General features: G+C 55.0%; 23 protein-coding genes and 1 tRNA gene. 12 read left to right on the top strand and 12 right to left on the bottom strand.

Features of this window, described 5'->3' with window-relative positions; genetic code table 11:
- Both HV242_RS09460 and HV242_RS09455 read left to right on the top strand, forming a co-directional pair.
- Positions 1-77, top strand: a tRNA-Val gene (locus tag HV242_RS09460).
- Between the two features lie 118 nt (positions 78-195).
- Positions 196-1,791 carry an FAD-NAD(P)-binding protein gene (locus tag HV242_RS09455; RefSeq protein WP_050736687.1) on the top strand — a complete coding sequence of 532 codons (1,596 nt, stop codon included), beginning with the start codon at positions 196-198 and terminating at the stop codon, positions 1,789-1,791.
- Between the two features lie 28 nt (positions 1,792-1,819).
- Here the strand turns inward: HV242_RS09455 and HV242_RS09450 are convergent, their stop codons facing one another.
- Both HV242_RS09450 and HV242_RS09445 read right to left on the bottom strand, forming a co-directional pair.
- A complete protein-coding gene (locus tag HV242_RS09450; protein ID WP_014169762.1) occupies positions 1,820-2,455 on the bottom strand; it encodes a carbonic anhydrase in 636 nt (211 codons plus the stop codon).
- A 72-nt stretch (positions 2,456-2,527) separates the two neighbouring features.
- On the bottom strand, positions 2,528-3,310 hold the full coding sequence (locus HV242_RS09445) for an MBL fold metallo-hydrolase (RefSeq protein WP_050736686.1): 783 nt from the start codon (positions 3,308-3,310) through the stop codon (positions 2,528-2,530).
- A 125-nt stretch (positions 3,311-3,435) separates the two neighbouring features.
- Between HV242_RS09445 and HV242_RS09440 the strand changes: the two genes are divergently transcribed.
- Positions 3,436-3,576 (top strand): hypothetical protein, encoded by a 141-nt coding sequence (locus tag HV242_RS09440; protein WP_020884349.1) that lies wholly within the window; start codon positions 3,436-3,438, stop codon positions 3,574-3,576.
- Positions 3,577-3,611: 35 nt separating this feature from the next.
- Here HV242_RS09440 and HV242_RS09435 read toward each other — a convergent pair whose 3' ends face one another.
- The 4 genes from HV242_RS09435 to HV242_RS09420 form a co-directional block, all read right to left on the bottom strand.
- Positions 3,612-4,091 (bottom strand): GlcG/HbpS family heme-binding protein, encoded by a 480-nt coding sequence (locus tag HV242_RS09435; RefSeq protein ID WP_020884350.1) that lies wholly within the window; start codon positions 4,089-4,091, stop codon positions 3,612-3,614.
- 89 nt (positions 4,092-4,180) lie between these two features.
- The gene (locus HV242_RS09430; RefSeq protein WP_032678010.1) at positions 4,181-4,792 is read right to left on the bottom strand and encodes a response regulator transcription factor; all 612 of its coding nucleotides are present in this window, start codon (positions 4,790-4,792) and stop codon (positions 4,181-4,183) included.
- Entirely contained in the window at positions 4,785-6,110 is a 1,326-nt protein-coding gene (locus tag HV242_RS09425; RefSeq protein WP_050736685.1) for a sensor histidine kinase, read from the bottom strand. Before HV242_RS09425 ends, HV242_RS09430 begins: the two co-directional genes overlap by 8 nt.
- Positions 6,111-6,217: 107 nt before the next feature.
- Positions 6,218-6,385, bottom strand: a complete 168-nt coding sequence (locus HV242_RS09420) for a hypothetical protein (protein WP_014169756.1) — start codon at positions 6,383-6,385, stop codon at positions 6,218-6,220.
- A 244-nt stretch (positions 6,386-6,629) separates the two neighbouring features.
- Between HV242_RS09420 and HV242_RS09415 the strand changes: the two genes are divergently transcribed.
- The 4 genes from HV242_RS09415 to HV242_RS09400 are packed head-to-tail and all read left to right on the top strand — an operon-like array spanning position 6,630 to position 9,693.
- Complete coding sequence (locus tag HV242_RS09415) at positions 6,630-7,460, top strand: ABC transporter substrate-binding protein (RefSeq protein ID WP_049022388.1); 831 nt, start codon at positions 6,630-6,632, stop codon at positions 7,458-7,460.
- A gap of 1 nt (position 7,461) precedes the next feature.
- Positions 7,462-8,277 (top strand): amino acid ABC transporter ATP-binding protein, encoded by an 816-nt coding sequence (locus HV242_RS09410; protein ID WP_050736684.1) that lies wholly within the window; start codon positions 7,462-7,464, stop codon positions 8,275-8,277.
- Positions 8,277-9,023, top strand: a complete 747-nt coding sequence (locus HV242_RS09405) for an amino acid ABC transporter permease (protein WP_050736683.1) — start codon at positions 8,277-8,279, stop codon at positions 9,021-9,023. The genes HV242_RS09410 and HV242_RS09405 overlap by 1 nt, the downstream gene beginning before the upstream one ends.
- Entirely contained in the window at positions 9,007-9,693 is a 687-nt protein-coding gene (locus HV242_RS09400) for an amino acid ABC transporter permease (protein ID WP_020884354.1), read from the top strand. Before HV242_RS09405 ends, HV242_RS09400 begins: the two co-directional genes overlap by 17 nt.
- On the opposite strand, the gene fumD is transcribed toward HV242_RS09400, so the two are convergent.
- The 4 genes from fumD to HV242_RS09380 form a co-directional block, all read right to left on the bottom strand.
- Positions 9,674-9,883: a fumarate hydratase FumD gene (gene fumD, locus HV242_RS09395; RefSeq protein ID WP_014831602.1), complete on the bottom strand. Its 210-nt coding sequence runs from the start codon at positions 9,881-9,883 to the stop codon at positions 9,674-9,676. The genes HV242_RS09400 and fumD overlap by 20 nt on opposite strands.
- Before the next feature lie 108 nt (positions 9,884-9,991).
- Positions 9,992-10,804 (bottom strand): MetQ/NlpA family ABC transporter substrate-binding protein, encoded by an 813-nt coding sequence (locus HV242_RS09390; RefSeq protein ID WP_014169750.1) that lies wholly within the window; start codon positions 10,802-10,804, stop codon positions 9,992-9,994.
- A gap of 28 nt (positions 10,805-10,832) precedes the next feature.
- A complete protein-coding gene (locus HV242_RS09385) occupies positions 10,833-11,501 on the bottom strand; it encodes a methionine ABC transporter permease (protein WP_025204366.1) in 669 nt (222 codons plus the stop codon).
- Positions 11,494-12,516, bottom strand: coding sequence for a methionine ABC transporter ATP-binding protein (locus HV242_RS09380; RefSeq protein ID WP_020884357.1), 1,023 nt, complete (start codon positions 12,514-12,516; stop codon positions 11,494-11,496). The genes HV242_RS09385 and HV242_RS09380 overlap by 8 nt, the downstream gene beginning before the upstream one ends.
- A gap of 399 nt (positions 12,517-12,915) precedes the next feature.
- Between HV242_RS09380 and HV242_RS09375 the strand changes: the two genes are divergently transcribed.
- The 5 genes from HV242_RS09375 to lpp all read left to right on the top strand — a co-directional run bounded on the left by HV242_RS09375 (position 12,916) and on the right by lpp (position 17,780).
- Positions 12,916-14,286, top strand: coding sequence for a pyridoxal-phosphate dependent enzyme (locus tag HV242_RS09375; protein WP_063858568.1), 1,371 nt, complete (start codon positions 12,916-12,918; stop codon positions 14,284-14,286).
- Positions 14,287-14,297: 11 nt separating this feature from the next.
- Positions 14,298-15,443, top strand: coding sequence for a trans-sulfuration enzyme family protein (locus HV242_RS09370; protein WP_047955498.1), 1,146 nt, complete (start codon positions 14,298-14,300; stop codon positions 15,441-15,443).
- Between the two features lie 73 nt (positions 15,444-15,516).
- Positions 15,517-15,813, top strand: coding sequence for a protein YnhH (gene ynhH, locus HV242_RS24455; protein ID WP_419145756.1), 297 nt, complete (start codon positions 15,517-15,519; stop codon positions 15,811-15,813).
- Positions 15,814-15,820: 7 nt separating this feature from the next.
- Entirely contained in the window at positions 15,821-17,233 is a 1,413-nt protein-coding gene (gene pykF, locus HV242_RS09365) for a pyruvate kinase PykF (RefSeq protein ID WP_014169744.1), read from the top strand.
- A gap of 310 nt (positions 17,234-17,543) precedes the next feature.
- Positions 17,544-17,780 (top strand): murein lipoprotein Lpp, encoded by a 237-nt coding sequence (gene lpp, locus HV242_RS09360; protein ID WP_001082307.1) that lies wholly within the window; start codon positions 17,544-17,546, stop codon positions 17,778-17,780.
- 60 nt (positions 17,781-17,840) lie between these two features.
- Here lpp and ldtE read toward each other — a convergent pair whose 3' ends face one another.
- Together ldtE and sufE are read right to left on the bottom strand one after the other, a co-directional pair.
- Positions 17,841-18,854, bottom strand: coding sequence for a L,D-transpeptidase LdtE (ldtE, locus tag HV242_RS09355; RefSeq protein WP_050736681.1), 1,014 nt, complete (start codon positions 18,852-18,854; stop codon positions 17,841-17,843).
- Positions 18,855-18,951: 97 nt separating this feature from the next.
- Positions 18,952-19,368 carry a cysteine desulfuration protein SufE gene (sufE, locus tag HV242_RS09350; RefSeq protein ID WP_050736680.1) on the bottom strand — a complete coding sequence of 139 codons (417 nt, stop codon included), beginning with the start codon at positions 19,366-19,368 and terminating at the stop codon, positions 18,952-18,954.

Raw genomic sequence — 19,368 nt, 5'->3', positions numbered from 1 at the left:
GCGTCCGTAGCTCAGTTGGTTAGAGCACCACCTTGACATGGTGGGGGTCGGTGGTTCGAGTCCACTCGGACGCACCATTTCAGTCCTGAAATGGTGCAAATCCTCTTCTTAATGCCTGATTTTTCTTAATACCCCAATTTCATCATTATTCTCCTGCTACGCTTTTCTTATGGAAAAAAAACAGGAAGACTATCGATGAAGAAAATCGCCATTATCGGCTCCGGCCCTACAGGGATTTACACCTTTTATTCTCTTCTTAAGAACGCGTCGCCGCTCTCTGTCTCCGTTTTTGAACAGGCAGACGAAGCTGGCGTGGGAATGCCCTACAACGACGACGATAACTCTCGCCTGATGCTGGCCAACATTGCCAGCATTGAAATCCCGCCCCTTTTTATGACCTACCTCGACTGGCTTAAGCGCCAGAGTGAAGCCCATCTGGCGCGCTTTAAGGTTGATAAAGCCACCTTGCATGACAGACAGTTTTTGCCCCGTATTCTGCTGGGCGAGTATTTTCGCGACAGTTTCCAGACGATAGTCCAGGAAGCTAAGAGGCGGGGATTTCAGGTTGAGATCCACACGTCTGCCACCGTCACCGATGTTGCCCCGTCCTCCTCCGGCGTGACGCTTTCGGTCAATGACACGCCGTTTCCGGAACAATTCGATCTCGCCGTGATCGCCACCGGGCATGTCTGGCCAGAAGAAGAGGAAGCCACGCGCGCGTATTTCCCAAGCCCGTGGTCAGGGTTGATGGATGCCCGCATCCGCCCCTGCCGCGTCGGTATTATGGGAACATCCTTAAGCGGGCTGGACGCGGCGATGGCCGTGGTCATGCAGCACGGTGAATTTCGCGACGGCACGTTCCTCCTCGATAAAGGAAGTGAAGCGTTAAAAATTGTACTCATGTCCAGGTCCGGGATTCTGCCAGAGGCCGATTTTTACTGCCCTATTCCGTACGAACCGCTGTCGGTATTAACCGAATCGGTACTCGAAGCCGAAATCGCCAAAGGATCAGACGGTCTGCTTGACCGCATTTTCGCCCTGATGGTGAAAGAGCTTGAACTCGCCGACCCGGCCTGGTGTGAGAAAATATCGCTGCGCATGCAGACGGCGGACAGCCTTCGCGAAGCGTGGTTTGAGGATCGAAAACAGCACGGTCCGTTTACCTGGGCTGAAGAGAACCTGATTGAGGTCGAGCGGAACAAACGTGACCGGCGCACGGTGGCCTGGCGCTACACCGTGCTTCGGCTGCATGAAGTGGTCCAGGAGATGGTTCCTCATCTTACCGAAAAGGACGCTGAACGCTTTAAAAACGGGCTGGCACGCGTCTTTATCGACAACTATGCCGCCATCCCCCCGCAGTCGATTCGCAGGCTTCTCGCGCTTCGTGAGGCTGGCATCATTAGTGTTGTGGCGCTGGGTGATGATTACACGCTGGATATTGGCAGTGCGCAGACGGTCATCGCCACAAAAGAAACGACCTACCGTTTCGACGTCTTTATTGATGCCCGCGGGCAAAAGCCGCTTAAAACAAAAGATCTGCCCTTCCCGACGCTGCGCAAGCAGCTACAGGCGACGGGCGATGAGATCCCGGATATTGGCGAGGATTACACGTTAAAAGCGCCGGAAACGCTTCGCGGACGCATTGCATTTGGCGCAATCCCGTGGCTGATGCACGATCGCCCTTTTGTTCAGGGACTGGCGGAATGTGCAGAGATAGCAGAGGCGATGGCAAAAGCCGCAGAGAAAACCGCATCGGGTTCAAGAAGGAAATTACCGTACAGTGATGACTGACAGGGCATCCGTGCCCTGCAACGCGGGATTACTCGAAGTAAACCTGCGGGTTATCGGATAAAGAGACGAAGGTTTTCGTCTCTTTATCCAGTGCAAGGATTTTGCCGCTTTCAATGTCATACACCCAGCCGTGAAGACGGATGGCGTTGTTGCGCAGGCCCACCGCCACTGACGGGTGAGTCTTAATGTTGCTCAGCTGCGCAAACACGTTTTCCTGCACCATCGCATTCACTTTATCGATTGGCTTATCCCAGGTTTTCTTCTCAACCACCGCTTTTGCCGCATCGGAATAGCGTAACCAGTGAGAAACCGCCGGCATAGGTTCGAGGTCCGCATTGTCGGCAATGGCTTTCATCGCCCCACAGTTGGAGTGGCCGCAGATAACAATATCGGTCACGCCCAGCGCGACAACCGCGTATTCAATCGTTGCGGAGACACCGCCTGGTTCAGGGCCGAACGGTGGCACGATGTTGCCAGCATTACGAATGACAAAGAGTTGTCCTGGCTCTTGCTGAGTGACCAGTTCTGGGACCAGACGGCTGTCGGAGCATGAGATGAACAGCGCTTTGGGATTCTGGCTGGACGCTAAACTGCGGAAGAGCTCTTTACGTTGCGGGAAAATCTCTTTTTGAAAGCTGAGAAAACCTTCAATGATATGTTGCATAGCAATTTCTCTTTTATCTGTTTTAGTTTAGGTATGATCGGGATCACACAAGTAAAGTTTACCCACCGGACTTTACTTCAGACAAGCAATATATTTCTGGCCCGACCGCTGCACAATCTCATCCGCATTCGCCAGGATATTTTGCCCTTCAAAAGCGCCGTACAGGCGAGCGAATTTTTTCCCCACCAGCCGCCTGGTCACGTCTTCGACGCTGCGGGCGGGCAACGGCAGCATATTCGGATAGCTCCACATAAACGAGACGGCATCTTTGCCCGGCGTGACCTGTAGAATATCGCCTGCCAGTAAGACACCATCACCCTCCTGCCAGTGCAGCACCGTTCCGCCAGCGAAATGTCCTCCGAGACGTAATAACGTTACCGCGGGGAAAATGTCCAGCGTATCGCCCTGCCAGAAGTGGAGCATCGGGCTGTCGCGCATAACCCACTCGCGATCGTTCGCGTGCAGGTAAACCGGCGCATCGAAAGCCCCGGCCCACTCCTGCATCGTGGTGTAGTAGTGAGGATGTGAAATCGCGATCGCGCTGATGCCGCCGAGCGCCGTGATGATGGTTCTGGTTGCCGGGTCGAGATTCGCAATGCAATCCCAAAGGATATTGCCGTGGGGGGTACGCAGAAGCAGCGCGCGCTGGTTGATGGCAAAAGCGGGCACCGTTTTGATACTGAGCAGCCGCGGCTCAAGCTGCTGCCATTTATTGCTGTGTGTGGCCATCACCGTCGCAAAATCACTCCACGCCTGGCCGCTGGCCGGAACATACTGGCGTTCATCCTCGCACACAGGGCATCGCGCCGGCGTTGCATCATAAGAGGTACCGCAGGTTTTACACAGTGTAATCATGAGCTCTCCTCAGCGATAAAGCACTGAGTATGGCAGGGATTATCGTTATGTGCTGCGCGGTACATTGCCGGCTCTTTTTGCCCTATACTGTGCCAGTATCAAAAACCGAACAAAGCAGGTGCCATATGGAAATTGATCTCGAAAACTTGGTCTTTAACGGGCTGGATGAAGCTGAAGAGCGTAACGCGGAACGTCTCGACGACGCTGATAAAAAAGCGCAGTCGATTATCGCCGATGACGACTGCGGTGATGCCTGCAAGATCTGATGATAAAGCACCGGAAAACCCGGTGCTTTTTTATATTATTTCTTCAGCCCGTCAATCGCCGCCTGCGCGCACGCTTCATCCAGATGACCACCCGGCGCACCGCCGATCCCTATTGCGCCGATCACCTCATCCCCCTCTTTCACCGGCAGACCACCGGCCAGCAGCAGGAAGCCCGGAATATCACGCATGTTTTGTGCGCCGGCATTGCTCTGCGCGGCTTCCATAACCTTGCCTGACGCATTTTTTGCACTCAGCGCGGTATAGGCTTTCATTTCGCTGGCTTTTACCGTGTGTGGCCCGGCATTGTCGGTACGCTGCACCGCTTTGACCACACCGGCGCGGTCCACCACGGTGACCGTCACCTGGTAGTTTTTCGCTACGCAGGCCTGAATGGCGGAGGTCGCCAGCGCGTTGGCCTGCGCCAGGGAGAGATTTTTCTGGTTCAATGCGTCGGCCTGTGCCGTCAGGCTTACGCTACCGGCGACAAGCGCGGCTGCCATCATTACTTTTTTCATCGCACGTCCTCGAATGATTGAATACCGTTCGATCGTACTCAGACGCGCGATGAGGCGTAATTCGGTTGATTACGCAATTATCCTGGTAGTTATACGGATTGTAATTTGTCGTAATCGCGGATTGCCTGCACCAGGCTGGTCACGCCAAGCTTGGCGAACGCCGCGGCCCGGTGCGCTTCAACCGTTCTGGGCGAGAGGTTCAGCTGCAGGGCCACCTCTTTATTGCTGCATCCTTCCATCAGCACCGCCAGCACCTCGTGCTCACGCGCCGTCAGTTGTTCGAAACGCGCTTTAATCCGCGACGTTTCCTGCCAGCGGGTCAGTCGTCTCTGGCTCTCTTCGAAGGCGAGCCCTACCGTTTCAATGAGCTTATCGGCATCCAGCGGCTTGGTGAAAAATTCAAAGACGCCATTGCGAAAGGCGCGGCGGCAGGCATCAACGGTGCCGTGTCCGGTCATGACGATAACCGGCAACAGCGGCCAGGGCCATTTGCCCTCCTCCAGCCAGGTCAGCCCGCCTTTTCCCGGCATGCGCATATCCAGCAGCAGACAGCCGACGAGCGCCGCGCGCCCACCGTGCGCTGACGTAAACGCGTCAACGCTTTCAAACCCATTGACCTGCCAGCCCATTCCCGAGAGTAAGAAGGCCAGCGACTCACGGATGGATTCATCGTCATCAACCAGCCAGACTGTGTTATCCACGCGTATTTACCTCTCCACTCGCCAGTTGTAACCGGACCTGCGCCCCGCCCTGGGCCGCATTGCCCAGCGTAATTGATCCGTTCATGCGCGTCATCAACGACTCCGTTAACGTCATTCCCAGCCCTATTCCTTCCGTCCGTCCGCTGTAAAACGGCATAAAGGCGTTCTGCAAGGCCTCCGGACTAAAGCCAGGTCCGCCATCGGTGAGGGTGATATAAATCCAGTTTTCCCGTTTCTCGCTGGTTATTTTCACCCACCCTTGCGCGCACTCTTGCTGGGCCTGAATGGCATTACTGAGCAGATTATGCAGCACCTGTTCAAGCCAGAGTCGGTCTGCCAGAACCCGCGTGGCACCTGCCGCGAACGCATGGCTTACCGCGATATGCTCAGAGCGGCGTTCATGTTCCAGGAGATCGACCACCTGCTGCCAGCACGGTTTCAGGTCGATGTCGCGCAAGGTGACTTTTTCCTGAACCACATGTTCGCGAAAGCGGGTTAAGAGCGCGCTGATACGCTGGGTTTGTACCAGCGCGGCAGCCAGCGCCTGCGATACGGCCTGCGGATTCGCCTGCAGTTGTTGGCGCTGAGCACCCTGGATCCAGGTCTGAACGGCAGTCAGCGGCTGGTTAATCTCATGCACGATCCCAGCGGTGATTTCTCCCAAGGTGTTGAGCCTTGCATGCTGGTAATAGTGTGCGCGCTGTTCGGCGTGCTGGCGCTGCCGCCGTTGCCAGAGCAGCAGGCTGGCCGCGGCGATAAGCACCGCCCAGCCGAAGAACAGGAACGGATATACCCACCAGGAGACGGCCAGCCAGTGCGGCTTTGCTGTGGCCATAAGGGTAAAAGGTTGTGTGGGTTGCGTGAAGGTCCGCTGCCAGTGCCAGAAAGCCCCTGCAGGGGGCGCGTTATCTGCGTCATTGAAGCGAATGGCAAGTGCGTCAAAGGTATGTTGGGTGCTGAGCAGCGGCGCAAGATCGATAAGTACGCGGATCTGACGCCAGGGATTATACAGCCAGTACTGACAATCGCGGGTCGATTCCACACGGGCAGCGTTCAGCGCACGGCCTGAGGTTTTCTCAAGGGCGAGGATGTGCGGGAATTTTTTGCGCAGGGCCGCGAGGTCTTCCTCGCCGTTGAGTAACGGCAAAACAGATTCATTTTGCGTCAGCACGGCGCTAAGGGTGGAATAGCGTGTCGAAAACTCACGATCGCGTTCCCAGAACTGGCGGCGGATCTGTTCGGCATAAAGCAAAACGCCGCTGATGAGGCACGCCAGGAGCCAGACAATAACCGTGCGCCTGAAAAGAGTGTTATTCATTCCGTTAACGGGTCAGGAGATTCATCCTGCCGACATTAGCAGTTAACCGTTGTCAGAACAAAATTTCGCACAGCTCATTCCAGTACATTTCGCGCGTGCGGCGCAGTTCAGCGTGACGTTTTATCATGGAACCACTCCGGATCAATGTTGGCAACGTCCACGCCATACAGGCTGGCGACAGGCAGTACGGACTCAAGAACACGTTGCGCGCTGTTCTCCGCATTCGCTGGTCGGGTCGCAAAAAACCGCCGTAACGTGTTTATCCACTTTTTCATCGTCTTTCCCCCTCTCGCTTCACTTGTCCTAAGTTAAACACCCAACACCCGCACAGGGGAAATACCAAAATCCACTGTCGATGTGCAGGATTTGCAAATAGCCCTCCATTCTTTTACTCGCCATTAACACCTTGTTCACTAATGCTTTTTTGCTAATAGCAAAGAACGATTTCTTATTTGGCGAGAGCTTTCGCTTATGGGAGCGTAACGGGGTAAAACAAAAACAACGGGATGAACAATCACTATGGCAGCAAACACGAAAGGGTTTAAAAAAAGGACACTGGTGCTGGGCTTACTGGCGGCAGGCGGTCTGTTCTCGATGCAGGTGCAGGCCGATCAACTGGCGGATATTAAAGCCGCAGGCGTGGTCAAAGTTGCCACCTTTGATGCCAATCCGCCGTTTGGCTCCATCGATGCAAAGACCCATGAGATTGTCGGCTACGACGTCGATTTCGCCAGAGCGCTCGCCAGTGCACTTGGCGTGAAGCTTGAACTGGTCGCCACCAACCCCGCTAACCGCATTCCCCTCCTGCAGTCCGGTAAGGCGGATTTGATTGTGGCAGATATCACCATTACCCCGGAACGGGCGCAGGTGGTTGATTTCTCCCTTCCCTATTTCGTGACCGGCCAACAGTTCCTGGTACCGGTAAAAGCTGCCGATACGCTTGATGCCTATAGCCGGGCGCGCATTGGCGCGGTAAAAGGCACAACGGGTGAACAGGCGCTGCACCAGCGTTTCCCGCACGCCCGCGTGCTCTCTTATGACGATATTCCGCTGGCGCTGACGGCCCTGCGCAACGGTAACGTGCAGGCTATCACTCAGGACAGTACGATTCTGGCCGGTCTGCTGGCGCAGGCGCCGGACAAGGCGAACTTCAAAATCCTGCCCGATCTGCTCAGCAAAGAAGAGATTGGCGTGGGGGTAAAAAAAGGCGAAACCGCACTGCTGAAAGCCGTCAACGACGAGCTTGTTAACCTTGAGAAGAACGGTCAGGCGGCAAAAATCTATGACGTCTGGTTCGGTCCGGATACCCCCTCCCCACAGCCTCGTGCCTTTAAAATAGAAGCTCAGTAATATGCTCTCAGCGCTTTTTTCACACTCCGCGGCCGGTGCCGCGGATTTTTCACATCTGGAACACGCCAGCGTCGAGTTTCGCGATGTGCAGAAACATTACGGTAACCATCAGGTTTTAAAGGGCATTAACCTCACCATCACGCCAGGTGAAGTGGTGGCCATTCTCGGGCCTTCGGGTTCCGGTAAATCCACCCTGATCCGGCTTATCAATCAGCTTGAAACCCTGAGCGGTGGCGAGATCCTGATCGATAACAAACCCACCGGACGGCTCTCCGGTACCGCGCTGCGTGAGTTGCGCAGCCGCGTCGGGTTTGTGTTTCAGCAGTTCAATCTTTACGCCCACCTCACCGCCAGTCAAAACATCACTCTGGCGCTGGAGCATGTTCACGGCTGGAAGGCCCAGCCAGCTCAGGCGCGGGCGCTGGCACTGCTGGAAAAGGTGGGGATGCTGGAAAAAGCACACCATTTCCCTGCCGAACTTTCCGGCGGTCAGCAACAGCGCGTGGCAATTGCCCGCGCGCTGGCCTCTTCACCGCAAATCATTTTGTTCGATGAGCCGACCTCCGCGCTTGACCCGGAGATGATTGGCGAAGTGCTGTTCGTGATGAAGGCGCTTGCGCACAGCGGGATCACCATGATTGTGGTGACGCATGAGATGCAATTTGCCCGGGAAATTGCCGACCGGATTGTGTTTATCGACGCCGGGCACGTTCTTGAAACCGCGCCACCGGAGCAATTTTTCAGGCAACCGTCGCACCCACGCGCTCAGCGATTCCTGCAAAAAGTCCTGAACCCGCTGCATCAGGAGCATCTCTAATGCCCACACTTGACTGGCAGGGCGTGCTGACCGGACAGCCCCTGCAGTGGATCGTATCCGGATTTCTCACCACCCTGTGGGTGACGCTCGCGGGGATGCTGCTGGCAACCCTGCTCGCGCTGCTTTTTCTGCTTCTTCGCCTGACGGGTGGACGTGTCGGGAACGTAGTCGTCAGTAGCTGGGTGTCGCTGTTTCGCAATACGCCGCTGCTGGTGCAACTGCTGTTCTGGTATTTTGCCGCCTGGAACGGGTTACCACAGGCGTTCCGGGATGCCGTGAATGCGGATCACCGCTGGTCCGTTTTGCCCGGTGACGTCTGGTGGTTTACCCCCGAGTTTTTATGTTCTGCATGGGGGTTAGGCGTATTCACCTCGGCTTTCTTGATTGAGGAAGTGGCATCGGGACTACGTTCAGTCCCTGCCGGGCAACGGGAAGCGGCGCTCGCACAAGGATTTTCCGCGTGGCGCTTGTTTCGTTACATCCTTCTGCCGCAGGGGCTGGCCAACGCCTGGCAACCCGTTGTCGGGCAGTATCTCAATCTGATGAAACTCTCATCGCTCGCCAGCGGCATTGGCTTTGCCGAACTGACCTATCAGGTGAGACAGATTGAAAGCTACAACGCCCATGCGCTGGAGGCGTTTACCGTCGGCACCGTCCTGTACCTGCTTACCGGTATGCTGATGGGGGCGGTGCTGGTGCGCCTCGGCCCAATCTCAGGGAGGGGAAACCATGCTTGCCGGACTTAATGTCATTACCGATAACCTGGATTACCTGCTCTGGGGACGTGCAGCAGTTGGGGAGCCTGGCGGGGTCTTGCTCTCATTGCTGATGGCGCTGGGCGCGGCGGCTCTCGCCCTGCCCGGTGGAATTGCTCTCGCGTGCCTGGCCTGGCGTTTTACGGGGCTTGTGCGCAAGGCGCTCTTTGTATGGGCGGAGTTAATTCGCGGGATCCCGTTAATCTTTGTGATTTTCTGGATGTGGTATCTGCTGCCGCTCATCACCGGCGGCGATCTCCCGGGGGCGCTCACCGTCACGCTGGCCCTGGCCTGGTTTACCGCGGCCTCGGTTATGCATTCAGTACTGGCCGGACTCAGCGCCTTACCGTCAGGGCAGTACGAGGCCGCCCTGTCTCAGGGTTTCAGTACCCGGCAAACGCTGTCGCGCGTGCTGCTGCCGCAGGCGCTGCGCAATATTCTGCCGTCACTGGTGGGGATTTTTATCAGCCTTCTGAAGGATACGTCGCTGGCGTTTATTGTGAATGTCCCTGAGCTCACCACGGTGGCCGGCCAGGTGAACAACCGGGTGCAAATTTACCCGGCAGCCATTTTTATCTTTACGGGTGTGGTCTATTACCTGCTCTGCTGCTCCCTTGAGCAGCTTGCGAAACGCTGGCGCTTCAACCGGCCAGCGCTTTGACCACGGTTTCCATCGCCTGGGTGGTTAACTCGCTACGTTTTACGCGCTGGTTCGCCAGCGCCGTGCGCAGCACCCCCGCGATGACAATATGCTTCGGCTCCTGCCCCAAATCACGCATCTCCAGAACGACCTTCCCGACCACCCGACACATCTCCTGATACAGCGCTTCGTCTTTGGTCACATTACCCATCGTCATCACTCCATTGCCCTAAACTCTCAGCTTAAATGATTCATCGCCCGGATACAAAAAAGAAGCCCGGCGAGAGTCCCGCCGGGCTTCATTCGTAAAATCAATAAATTAGTTGTTTACCGGGATCACTGCGCCTTTGTATTTGGTGCGGATCCAGTCCTGGATCGCTTTGGAGTGCAGAACGTTCACCAGCGCGACGATATCTTTCTTCTTCTCGTCACCACGATGAACGGTAATGATATTGGCATACGGGTTATTTTCACCACTCTCTACCGCAATCGGGTCATGTACAGGATCAAGGCCCGCATCAATCGCATAGTTGGCGTTAATCACGACCGCGTCACCTTCGTCGTTGTTGTACATCTGTGGCAGCAGAGAGGCTTCCACGTTAGGCGTAAACTGCAGTTTTTTCGGGTTTTCCACGATATCGCTGATACGCGCGGTCACTTTGTCGATGCCCGGTTTCAGTTTGATCACCCCCTCTTTTTCGAAGATAGAGAGAATGCGACCCTCTTCAGACACAGCATCACGCATGATGATTTTGCCGCCCTGCGGCAGATCTTTCAGGGATTTGTATTTTTTGGAGTAGATCCCGATTGGCTCGATGTGGATCGCGCCCGCGCTGACAAAATCATAATCCTTATCACCGGCGTGATCTTTCAGCACGCTGTTCAGGTAAGGAATATGCTGGAAATAGTTAGCGTCAATATCATGACCCGCCAGCGCGGTGTTGGGCAGAATGTAGTCCTGGAAAGGTTTGATCTCCAGATCGATACCCTGCTTCGCCAGGATAGGCTTCGCCTGCTCCAGAATTTCGGCGTGCGGCGTGTTGGATGCCCCCACGGTCAGGGTATCAGCCCAGGTGGCAAAGCTCAGGGCGCTCAGGGTTGCTGCGGCGATCAGTGTCAGTGTTTTTTTCATGATGATGGTTCCTGTGTGTTATTAGAGATTATCGTTTATCTAACAGTGAGGTCAGGACGTCGCCGCAGAACTGGATAATGAAAACGATGATCAGAATGGTCACCGTCGCCACCAGCGTGACGTCGCCATGGTTGCGCTGGAATCCTTCCAGATAAGCCAGATTTCCCAAACCGCCTGCGCCAATCACCCCCGCCATGGCGCTGTAACTCACCAGCGCAATCAGCGTTACCGTAATACCTGATACCAGTGCAGGTGATGACTCCGGCAGTAAAACCCGAAACACCAGGGTGCTCAGCCGTGCGCCCATTGAGCGCGTGGCTTCAATAACCCCCTTGTCCACTTCACGCAGGGCAATTTCGACCAGGCGTGCGTAGAACGGTGCCGCACCGACAATCAGAGCCGGCAGCGCCGCGTTTGCGCCAAGAATGGTGCCGACAAGGGTTTTCGTGAACGGGATCAACAGCACAATCAGAATGATGAACGGGATAGAACGAAACACGTTCACCACAATTGAAATCACGCTGTAGACCGCGCGGTTGTGGAACAACCCGCCGCGCGCGGTTAAAAACAGCGCCAGGCCAAGGACGATCCCAAGAACAAAGGTTGCCACGCCGGAAAGCGCAGTCATGTACAGCGTTTCCAGCGTCGCCGCCCAGAGTTGCTCCCACTTCAGATGAGGAAAAAGCGTCTCAGCCATGTTTAATTACCTCGCCTTCAATATCGCTGTGCTTCAGGTCGGCGAGGATATTGCTCAGTTGTTCATCCGATGCCACGACGTGTACCCAGAGTTGCCCAAATACGCCGTGGGCCGTTTGGGTCATTTTTCCGTGCAGAATGTTAAACGGCAGGCCGTAGCGCAGAGTCAGCTCGCCCACGATCGGCTTATGGGTGCTGTGGCCCGTAAAGGTCAACCTGATGACGCTACCTTCAAGGTCCGCTGCCAGCTCCGTATTAAACGTCTCTTCCTCGGCATACTGGCTCACCTGGCGGACGAACTGCTGAGTGATAGGCTGCTGCGGACGGGTAAAGACGCTCAGCACCTCCCCCTCTTCCACCACTTTGCCGTTCTCCATCACTGCCACGCGGTCGCAAATTTTGCGCACCACGTGCATCTCGTGCGTGATCAGCACAATGGTCAGCCTGAAGCGGCGGTTAATGTCCAGCAGCAGATCGAGGATCTGATCGGTGGTCTGTGGGTCGAGGGCTGACGTGGCTTCATCGCACAGCAATACGTCGGGGTTATTGGCCAATGCACGCGCAATCCCCACACGCTGTTTTTGCCCGCCACTCAGCTGCGAGGGATAGGCGTTCTCGCGTCCCTTCAGCCCAACGAGATCGACCAGTTCAGCCACGCGGGCCTTAATGTTGGCTTTTGGCACACCGGCGATTTGCATTGAGAACGCGATATTCTCACTCACCGTGCGCGACCAAAGCAGATTGAAGTGCTGGAAGACCATGCTGATTTTCAGACGCGCCTGGCGCAGTGCTTCGCCCTTTGCGGCAGAAATGTCCTGTCCGTTGATGGTCACACTGCCGCGAGTGGGTTTTTCCAGTCCATTCAGCAAACGAATAAGAGTACTTTTACCCGCGCCGCTGTAACCGATAATGCCGTATATCTGCCCCTGCTCTATCGTCAAATTGACGTTATCAACGGCAGTGAGTGCAACCTTCCCGTTGTCAAAAACCTTCGAAATATTGCTGAGTACAATCATTCTTATGTGTAATCCGTCCCGCGCATGGCGGTTTAGCAGTATGGATGTCCAAATGATAGTAAACAGGCGTTATCACCTTTTAAATGAACAAAAAGGAATTTGTTATAACTTGCAGGAATAAATAGCGATTTTCGTACCGGCAGGCATTTAGACCAATTTCAGAAATGATTATCTGGCATGTGCATATCAGTGGTTCATCACCTGATGAAAACGGTTAATTTTTCAGCATTTTTGACTGATATAGCCATCCTCACATCCAGAGCACTTTACGTCTTGCTATCCCTCCATCCAAAAACGGCATTTATATTCTTTTCTGTTCTAAAACGGAGTGAAGGATTCTTTAAGGGGTTAATTTCCCCGCCCTATCATCCTGTCATGACCTCCTGAAAGGAAAACACCATGACGATTTACCACTCCGTCACCGAACTGATTGGCCACACCCCGCTTATCCAGCTGCATAAGCTTGATACCGGTCTCTGCTCGTTGTTTCTGAAGCTGGAAAACCAGAACCCGGGCGGTTCGATTAAAGACCGCGTTGCACTGTCGATGATTAACGAAGCGGAGCGCAACGGTCAGCTGCAGCCAGGCGGTACCATCATTGAGGCGACGGCGGGAAATACCGGTCTTGGCCTGGCCTTGATCGCCGCGCAGAAAGGCTATTCGCTGATCCTGGTGGTGCCAGACAAAATGAGCCGCGAGAAGATTTTCCACCTGCGGGCACTGGGGGCTCAGGTGGTACTGACCCGCTCCGATGTCAATAAGGGCCACCCTGCCTACTATCAGGATTACGCGCAACGTCTGGCGAATGAACTGCCGGGGGCGTATTACATCGATCAGTTTAATAACGAAGCCAACCCGCTGGCGCACCGCACTACCACCGCGCCTGAACTGTATGAACAGCTTGACGGTAAGATTGACGCCATCGTCGTCGGCGTGGGGTCTGGCGGGACGCTGGGTGGGCTACAGGCGTGGTTCGCTGAGCACTCACCGCAGACTGAATTTGTGCTGGCCGACCCGGCCGGTTCGGTCCTGGCCGATCAGGTAGAAACGGGACGCTATCAGGATGCGGGCTCGTGGCTGGTGGAGGGGATTGGTGAAGACTTTATTCCTCCGCTGGCACACATCGAAGGGGTGAATCGTGCCTGGCGCATCACCGATCGCGAAGCTTTCACCACCGCCCGCGAGCTGCTGAAAACGGAAGGCATCCTGGCAGGCTCCTCCAGCGGCACCCTGCTGGCGGCTGCGCTGAAATATTGCCAGGCACAGACCACCCCGAAACGGGTTGTGACCTTCGCCTGCGACAGTGGCAACAAATATCTCTCAAAGATGTTTAACGATGACTGGATGCGCCAGCAGGGTTTAATCTCCCGGCCGCTGGCTGGCGATCTCTCCGACTACATTGCCCTGCGCCACGATGAAGGCGCAACCGTCACCGCCGCGCCGGATGACACCCTCTCCACCGTACTGGCGCGGATGCGTTTGTATGACATCTCCCAGTTGCCGGTCCTGGAGAACGGTCAGGTCGTGGGCATCATCGACGAGTGGGATCTTCTGCGCCATATCGGTGGCGATGGCGACCGCTTCTCGCTTCCCGTGACCGCGGCAATGACCCGTCAGGTGGAGTTCCTCGATAAAAACGCCCCGGAAAGCGCCCTGAACGCCATTTTCGATCGCGGTCTGGTGGCGGTCATTAATGACAATGACCGCTTCCTGGGCCTGATTACGCGCAGCGATGTTCTTACCGCCTGGCGCAACCGTCTTCAGCAATAAAGGAATACATGATGAAAAATCTGGCAACCCTGAGCGTACACAGCGGTGAGTTTAACGATCGGCATGGCGCGGTCATGCCCCCGATTTACGCCACCTCCACGTTTGCGCAACCGTCACCTGGCGAGCACACCGGCTATGAATATTCGCGCAGCGGCAACCCGACCCGCCATGCGCTGGAAACCGCCATCGCCGAACTGGAAGGCGGGACCCGCGGCTATGCCTTCGCTTCCGGCCTCGCCGCCATCTCTACCGTGCTTGAACTGCTGGACAAAGACAGCCATATCGTCGCCATTGACGATGTCTACGGCGGGACCTGGCGCCTGATTGAAAACGTGCGCAAACGTAGCACCGGCCTGCAGGTGAGCTGGGTCAAGCCGGACGATTTGGCCGGTCTTGAAGCCGCCATTCGGCCGGATACGCGGATGGTATGGGTTGAAACGCCAACCAATCCGTTGCTTAAACTGGCGGATCTGGCGGCTATCGCCGACATCGCCCGTCGTCATCACGTCATCAGCGTGGCCGATAATACCTTCGCATCGCCCGTCATCCATCGCCCGCTGGAAACGGGTTTCGACATCGTCGTGCACTCTGCCACCAAATACCTGAATGGTCACTCGGACGTGGTCGCCGGACTGGCAGTTGTGGGGGATAACGCCGCGCTGGCGGACAAGCTTGCCTACCTGCAGAACGCAGTCGGCGGTGTACTGGATCCGTTTAGCAGCTTCCTGACGCTGCGCGGTATTCGTACGCTGTCGCTGCGGGTAGAAAAACACAGCACCAACGCGCTGGCCATTGCGCAATGGCTGGAGCAACAACCGCAGGTCGAAAAGGTATTTTATCCGGGGCTGGAATCACACCCGCAATATTCGCTTGCCCGCACGCAGATGGCGCTGCCGGGCGGCATGATTTCTCTGGTGGTGAAAGGTGATGCGCAACGGGCCACAGAGGTGATCCGCAAACTGAAATTATTCACCCTCGCAGAAAGCCTGGGTGGTGTGGAAAGTCTGGTCAGCCAGCCTTACAGCATGACTCATGCTTCGATTCCGCTTGAGCAGCGGCTGGCCAACGGCATCGTACCGCAGCTGATTCGCCTGTCCGTGGGCATTGAAGATGCCAAAGACCTGATTGCCGACCTCAGCCAGGCGCTGAAAAACTAAGCAAAATGCGGCAGGTCACGCACCTGCCGCGATAAGATGTCATCTAACCTTAACGCCTTGATAACAATCTCATGTGGATCTGCACAGATTATTTTTGAAACGCTGTTTTCATTTTCCTTTTATCTTAAAATCAGCGTATAATGCGCGCCTAATCCCTGGTGAATGGTTTCAGCGCTTGGAATACAAAAAACAACGTACAACTACTCCTCTCCTTCGTTGGGCTGTCACTCAGGCACACTTTCTTCTGCACGCTCATTTGATGTCTCCTATCCTTAGTGCGTGTCATATACTCTTTTGCAACACAGGTTTGACTCCGCGGCGGTGCGCCCCCGGAGCGAGATTTCCATATCCTTCCCAACTTAAAGACTAAGACTGTCATGAAAAAGACGAAAATTGTTTGTACTATCGGCCCGAAAACCGAATCTGAAGAGATGCTGAGCAAAATGCTGGACGCCGGCATGAACGTTATGCGTCTGAACTTCTCCCACGGTGACTATGCTGAACACGGTCAGCGTATTCAAAACTTGCGCAACGTGATGAGCAAGACCGGTAAAAAAGCAGCCATCCTGCTGGATACCAAAGGTCCAGAAATCCGCACCATCAAACTGGAAGGCGGTAACGACGTCTCTCTGAAAGCGGGCCAGACCTTCACCTTCACCACTGACAAGACTGTTGTCGGTAACAACGAAATCGTTGCGGTCACCTATGAAGGTTTCACCAGCGACCTGTCCGTTGGCAACACCGTGCTGGTAGACGATGGTCTGATCGGCATGGAAGTGACCGCCATCGAAGGTAACAAGGTTATCTGTAAAGTGCTGAACAACGGCGACCTGGGTGAAAACAAAGGCGTTAACCTGCCAGGCGTTTCCATCGCGCTGCCAGCCCTGGCTGAAAAAGACAAACAAGACCTGATCTTCGGTTGCGAGCAAGGCGTCGACTTCGTTGCGGCATCCTTCATCCGTAAACGTTCCGACGTGGTTGAAATCCGTGAGCACCTGAAAGCGCACGGCGGCGAGAAGATCCAGATCATCTCCAAAATCGAAAACCAGGAAGGCCTGAACAACTTCGACGAAATCCTCGAAGCGTCAGACGGCATCATGGTTGCACGTGGTGACCTGGGTGTTGAAATCCCGGTTGAAGAAGTTATCTTCGCGCAGAAGATGATGATCGAGAAGTGTGTTCGCGCGCGTAAAGTGGTTATCACCGCAACGCAGATGCTGGATTCCATGATCAAAAACCCACGCCCAACCCGCGCAGAAGCTGGCGACGTGGCTAACGCCATCCTCGACGGTACCGATGCAGTCATGCTGTCCGGCGAATCCGCGAAAGGTAAATACCCGCTGGAAGCCGTTGGCATTATGGCGACCATTTGCGAACGTACTGACCGCGTGATGACCAGCCGTCTGGACTTCAACAACGACAGCCGCAAACTGCGTATTACCGAAGCAGTCTGCCGCGGTGCGGTAGAAACCGCTGAGAAACTGGAAGCGCCTCTGATTGTGGTTGCCACCCAGGGCGGTAAATCTGCTCGCGCAGTCCGTAAATACTTCCCGGACGCGACGATCCTGGCGCTGACCACTAACGAAACCACTGCCCGTCAGCTGGTGCTGAGCAAAGGCGTGGTTGCGCATCTGGTGAAAGAAATCGCGTCTACCGACGATTTCTACATTCAGGGTAAAGCGCTGGCGCTGGAAAGCGGCCTGGCACAGAAAGGCGACGTTGTGGTCATGGTTTCTGGTGCGCTGGTACCAAGCGGAACCACCAACACAGCATCTGTTCACGTGCTGTAATAATTCCCGAACGAATTAATTTTCATAAAAAGCGTCCTCCGGGACGCTTTTTTTATTTCATGCATTAGCCAAAGTCATTCAAAAAGCAAATCGGGTTTCTCTATTTAATTGCGAATTATCTAAGATGAATCCGATGAAAAATGCCTTTTTTTACAGAGCTTTTTGCCAAAAAAGGGCCGATTCGATGCTTCTTTGAGCGAACGATCAAAAATAGGCGTATTCCCATCAAAAAAATATTCTCAACCTAAAAAACTTTGTGTAATACTTGTAACGCTACATGGAGATTAACTCAATCTAGAGGGTATTAATAATGAATCGTACTAAACTGGTACTGGGCGCGGTAATCCTGGGTTCTACTCTGCTGGCTGGTTGCTCCAGCAACGCTAAAATCGATCAGCTGTCTTCTGACGTTCAGACTCTGAACGCTAAAGTTGACCAGCTGAGCAACGACGTGAACGCAATGCGTTCCGACGTTCAGGCTGCTAAAGACGACGCAGCTCGCGCTAACCAGCGTCTGGACAACCAGGCTACTAAATACCGTAAGTAATAGTACCTGTTAATAAAATGGCGCACATTGTGCGCCATTTTTTTTGTCTGCGTCAAACCCCTACTGCGTCACCTTCTCACCGTCATTTTCCGCGACCACAGCGGATGTCCGACTGTTCTGTACTGACAACACGTTCTGACGCGCTGACGCGCCGTTATCGGCCGACACGGCTACCGGGATCCCCGCGCGGCGTGACAAGGCTTTATCGATAAGCGCTTTATCACTTCCTGACTGCGAGACAAACGTCGCAAAGTCTGCGGAATGCGAAATGGGTGTCATCTGGGGGTTTTCACCCTCAACCTGCGCCAGCGGACGATGCACTTCAATATAGCGTTTACCGTCAGGCTCGACGGAGAACTTCACCGGCTCATTAATGATTTGCACCCGCGTGCCGACCCGCACCTGCTCAAACAGCGCTTTAATATCCGGCGCGTTCATGCGCATACAGCCGGAGCTGACCCGCAGGCCGACGCTGTCCGGCGCACTGGTGCCGTGGATCAGGTATTCCCCGTGCCCCACGCCTAAACGCAATGCAAAGCGTCCTAGCGGGTTATTTGGCCCGGCCGGGACCACGGGCGGTAATTTAATGCCCTGCTCCAGAGAGCGCGCTCTGATGCCCGGTGTTGGGGTCCAGGTAGGATTAGGGATCTTCTGGCTGACCCGGGTGGTAGTGACCGGCGTTTCCAGTCCCAGTTGCCCAATGCCGAGCGGGAAAACCTGAACGATGTTTTCGCCCGGCGGGAAGTAGTAAAGCCGCAGCTCCGCCAGGTTCACGATAATCCCCTCACGGGGCGTGTCGGGCAACAGCATCTGCGAAGGGATCGTGATCACCGTCCCCGGCGCAGGGTTTACCGGCGCAATAGTATTATTGGCTTCAAGGATAAGCTGCGCTGCAGTATTAAACCGGCGAGCGATGGTCTGAAGTTTATTATCCCCTTCCTGTATCGTGTAGGTTTGATTTTGCCCAATCAGACGGCTGCCTGCGGGCGGCAACGGGTAATCCATCGCGCGGGCCGAATTAAGAGCACCGAGCGAACCCAGGAGTAATAGAGTTATTAGAGACGCGCGCTTCATGCTGAGATTCCTTATTCACTGGCCGGATGCCAGAAAGCTGAAAAACCAGCGAGGCGGGAACCACCTCGCGAAACAGAATGAATGCTGTTCTGTAAGTCTAGCTAAGGATTGCAGCTTTGGCGCGGATGGCGCGAATCATCGCTTCCAGCCCCTGGGAACGGGACGGGGTGAGGTGTTGGGTCAGGGCCATTTTTTCAAACCACGGGCGGACATCAAAAGCGACAATATCCTGCGCTGACATCTGGTGATAGAGAATAAATACCACCGCAATAAGCCCTTTCACAATAGCGGCATCACTGTCGCCCTGTAATTCGATCACGCCGTCGCGCGTCTGCTCCATCACAATCCAGACCTGGCTCTGACAGCCCTGAATAATATTTTCCGGGTTGTGTGCCTCTTCGCTGAGCGGTGGTAAACGCTGGCCCAGTTCAATGATATAGAGGTACTTCTCTTCCCAGCTTGCGCAACGCCCGAAGTTACGCAGTAATTTTTCTTTATCCGGCAAATCTGCCAT

The organism is Enterobacter sp. RHBSTW-00593 (assembly GCF_013784105.1).
GTDB lineage: Bacteria > Pseudomonadota > Gammaproteobacteria > Enterobacterales > Enterobacteriaceae > Enterobacter > Enterobacter ludwigii.
The sequence above is the reverse complement of the archived record's forward strand: the minus strand, read 5'-3'. Positions and strand labels throughout refer to the sequence as shown.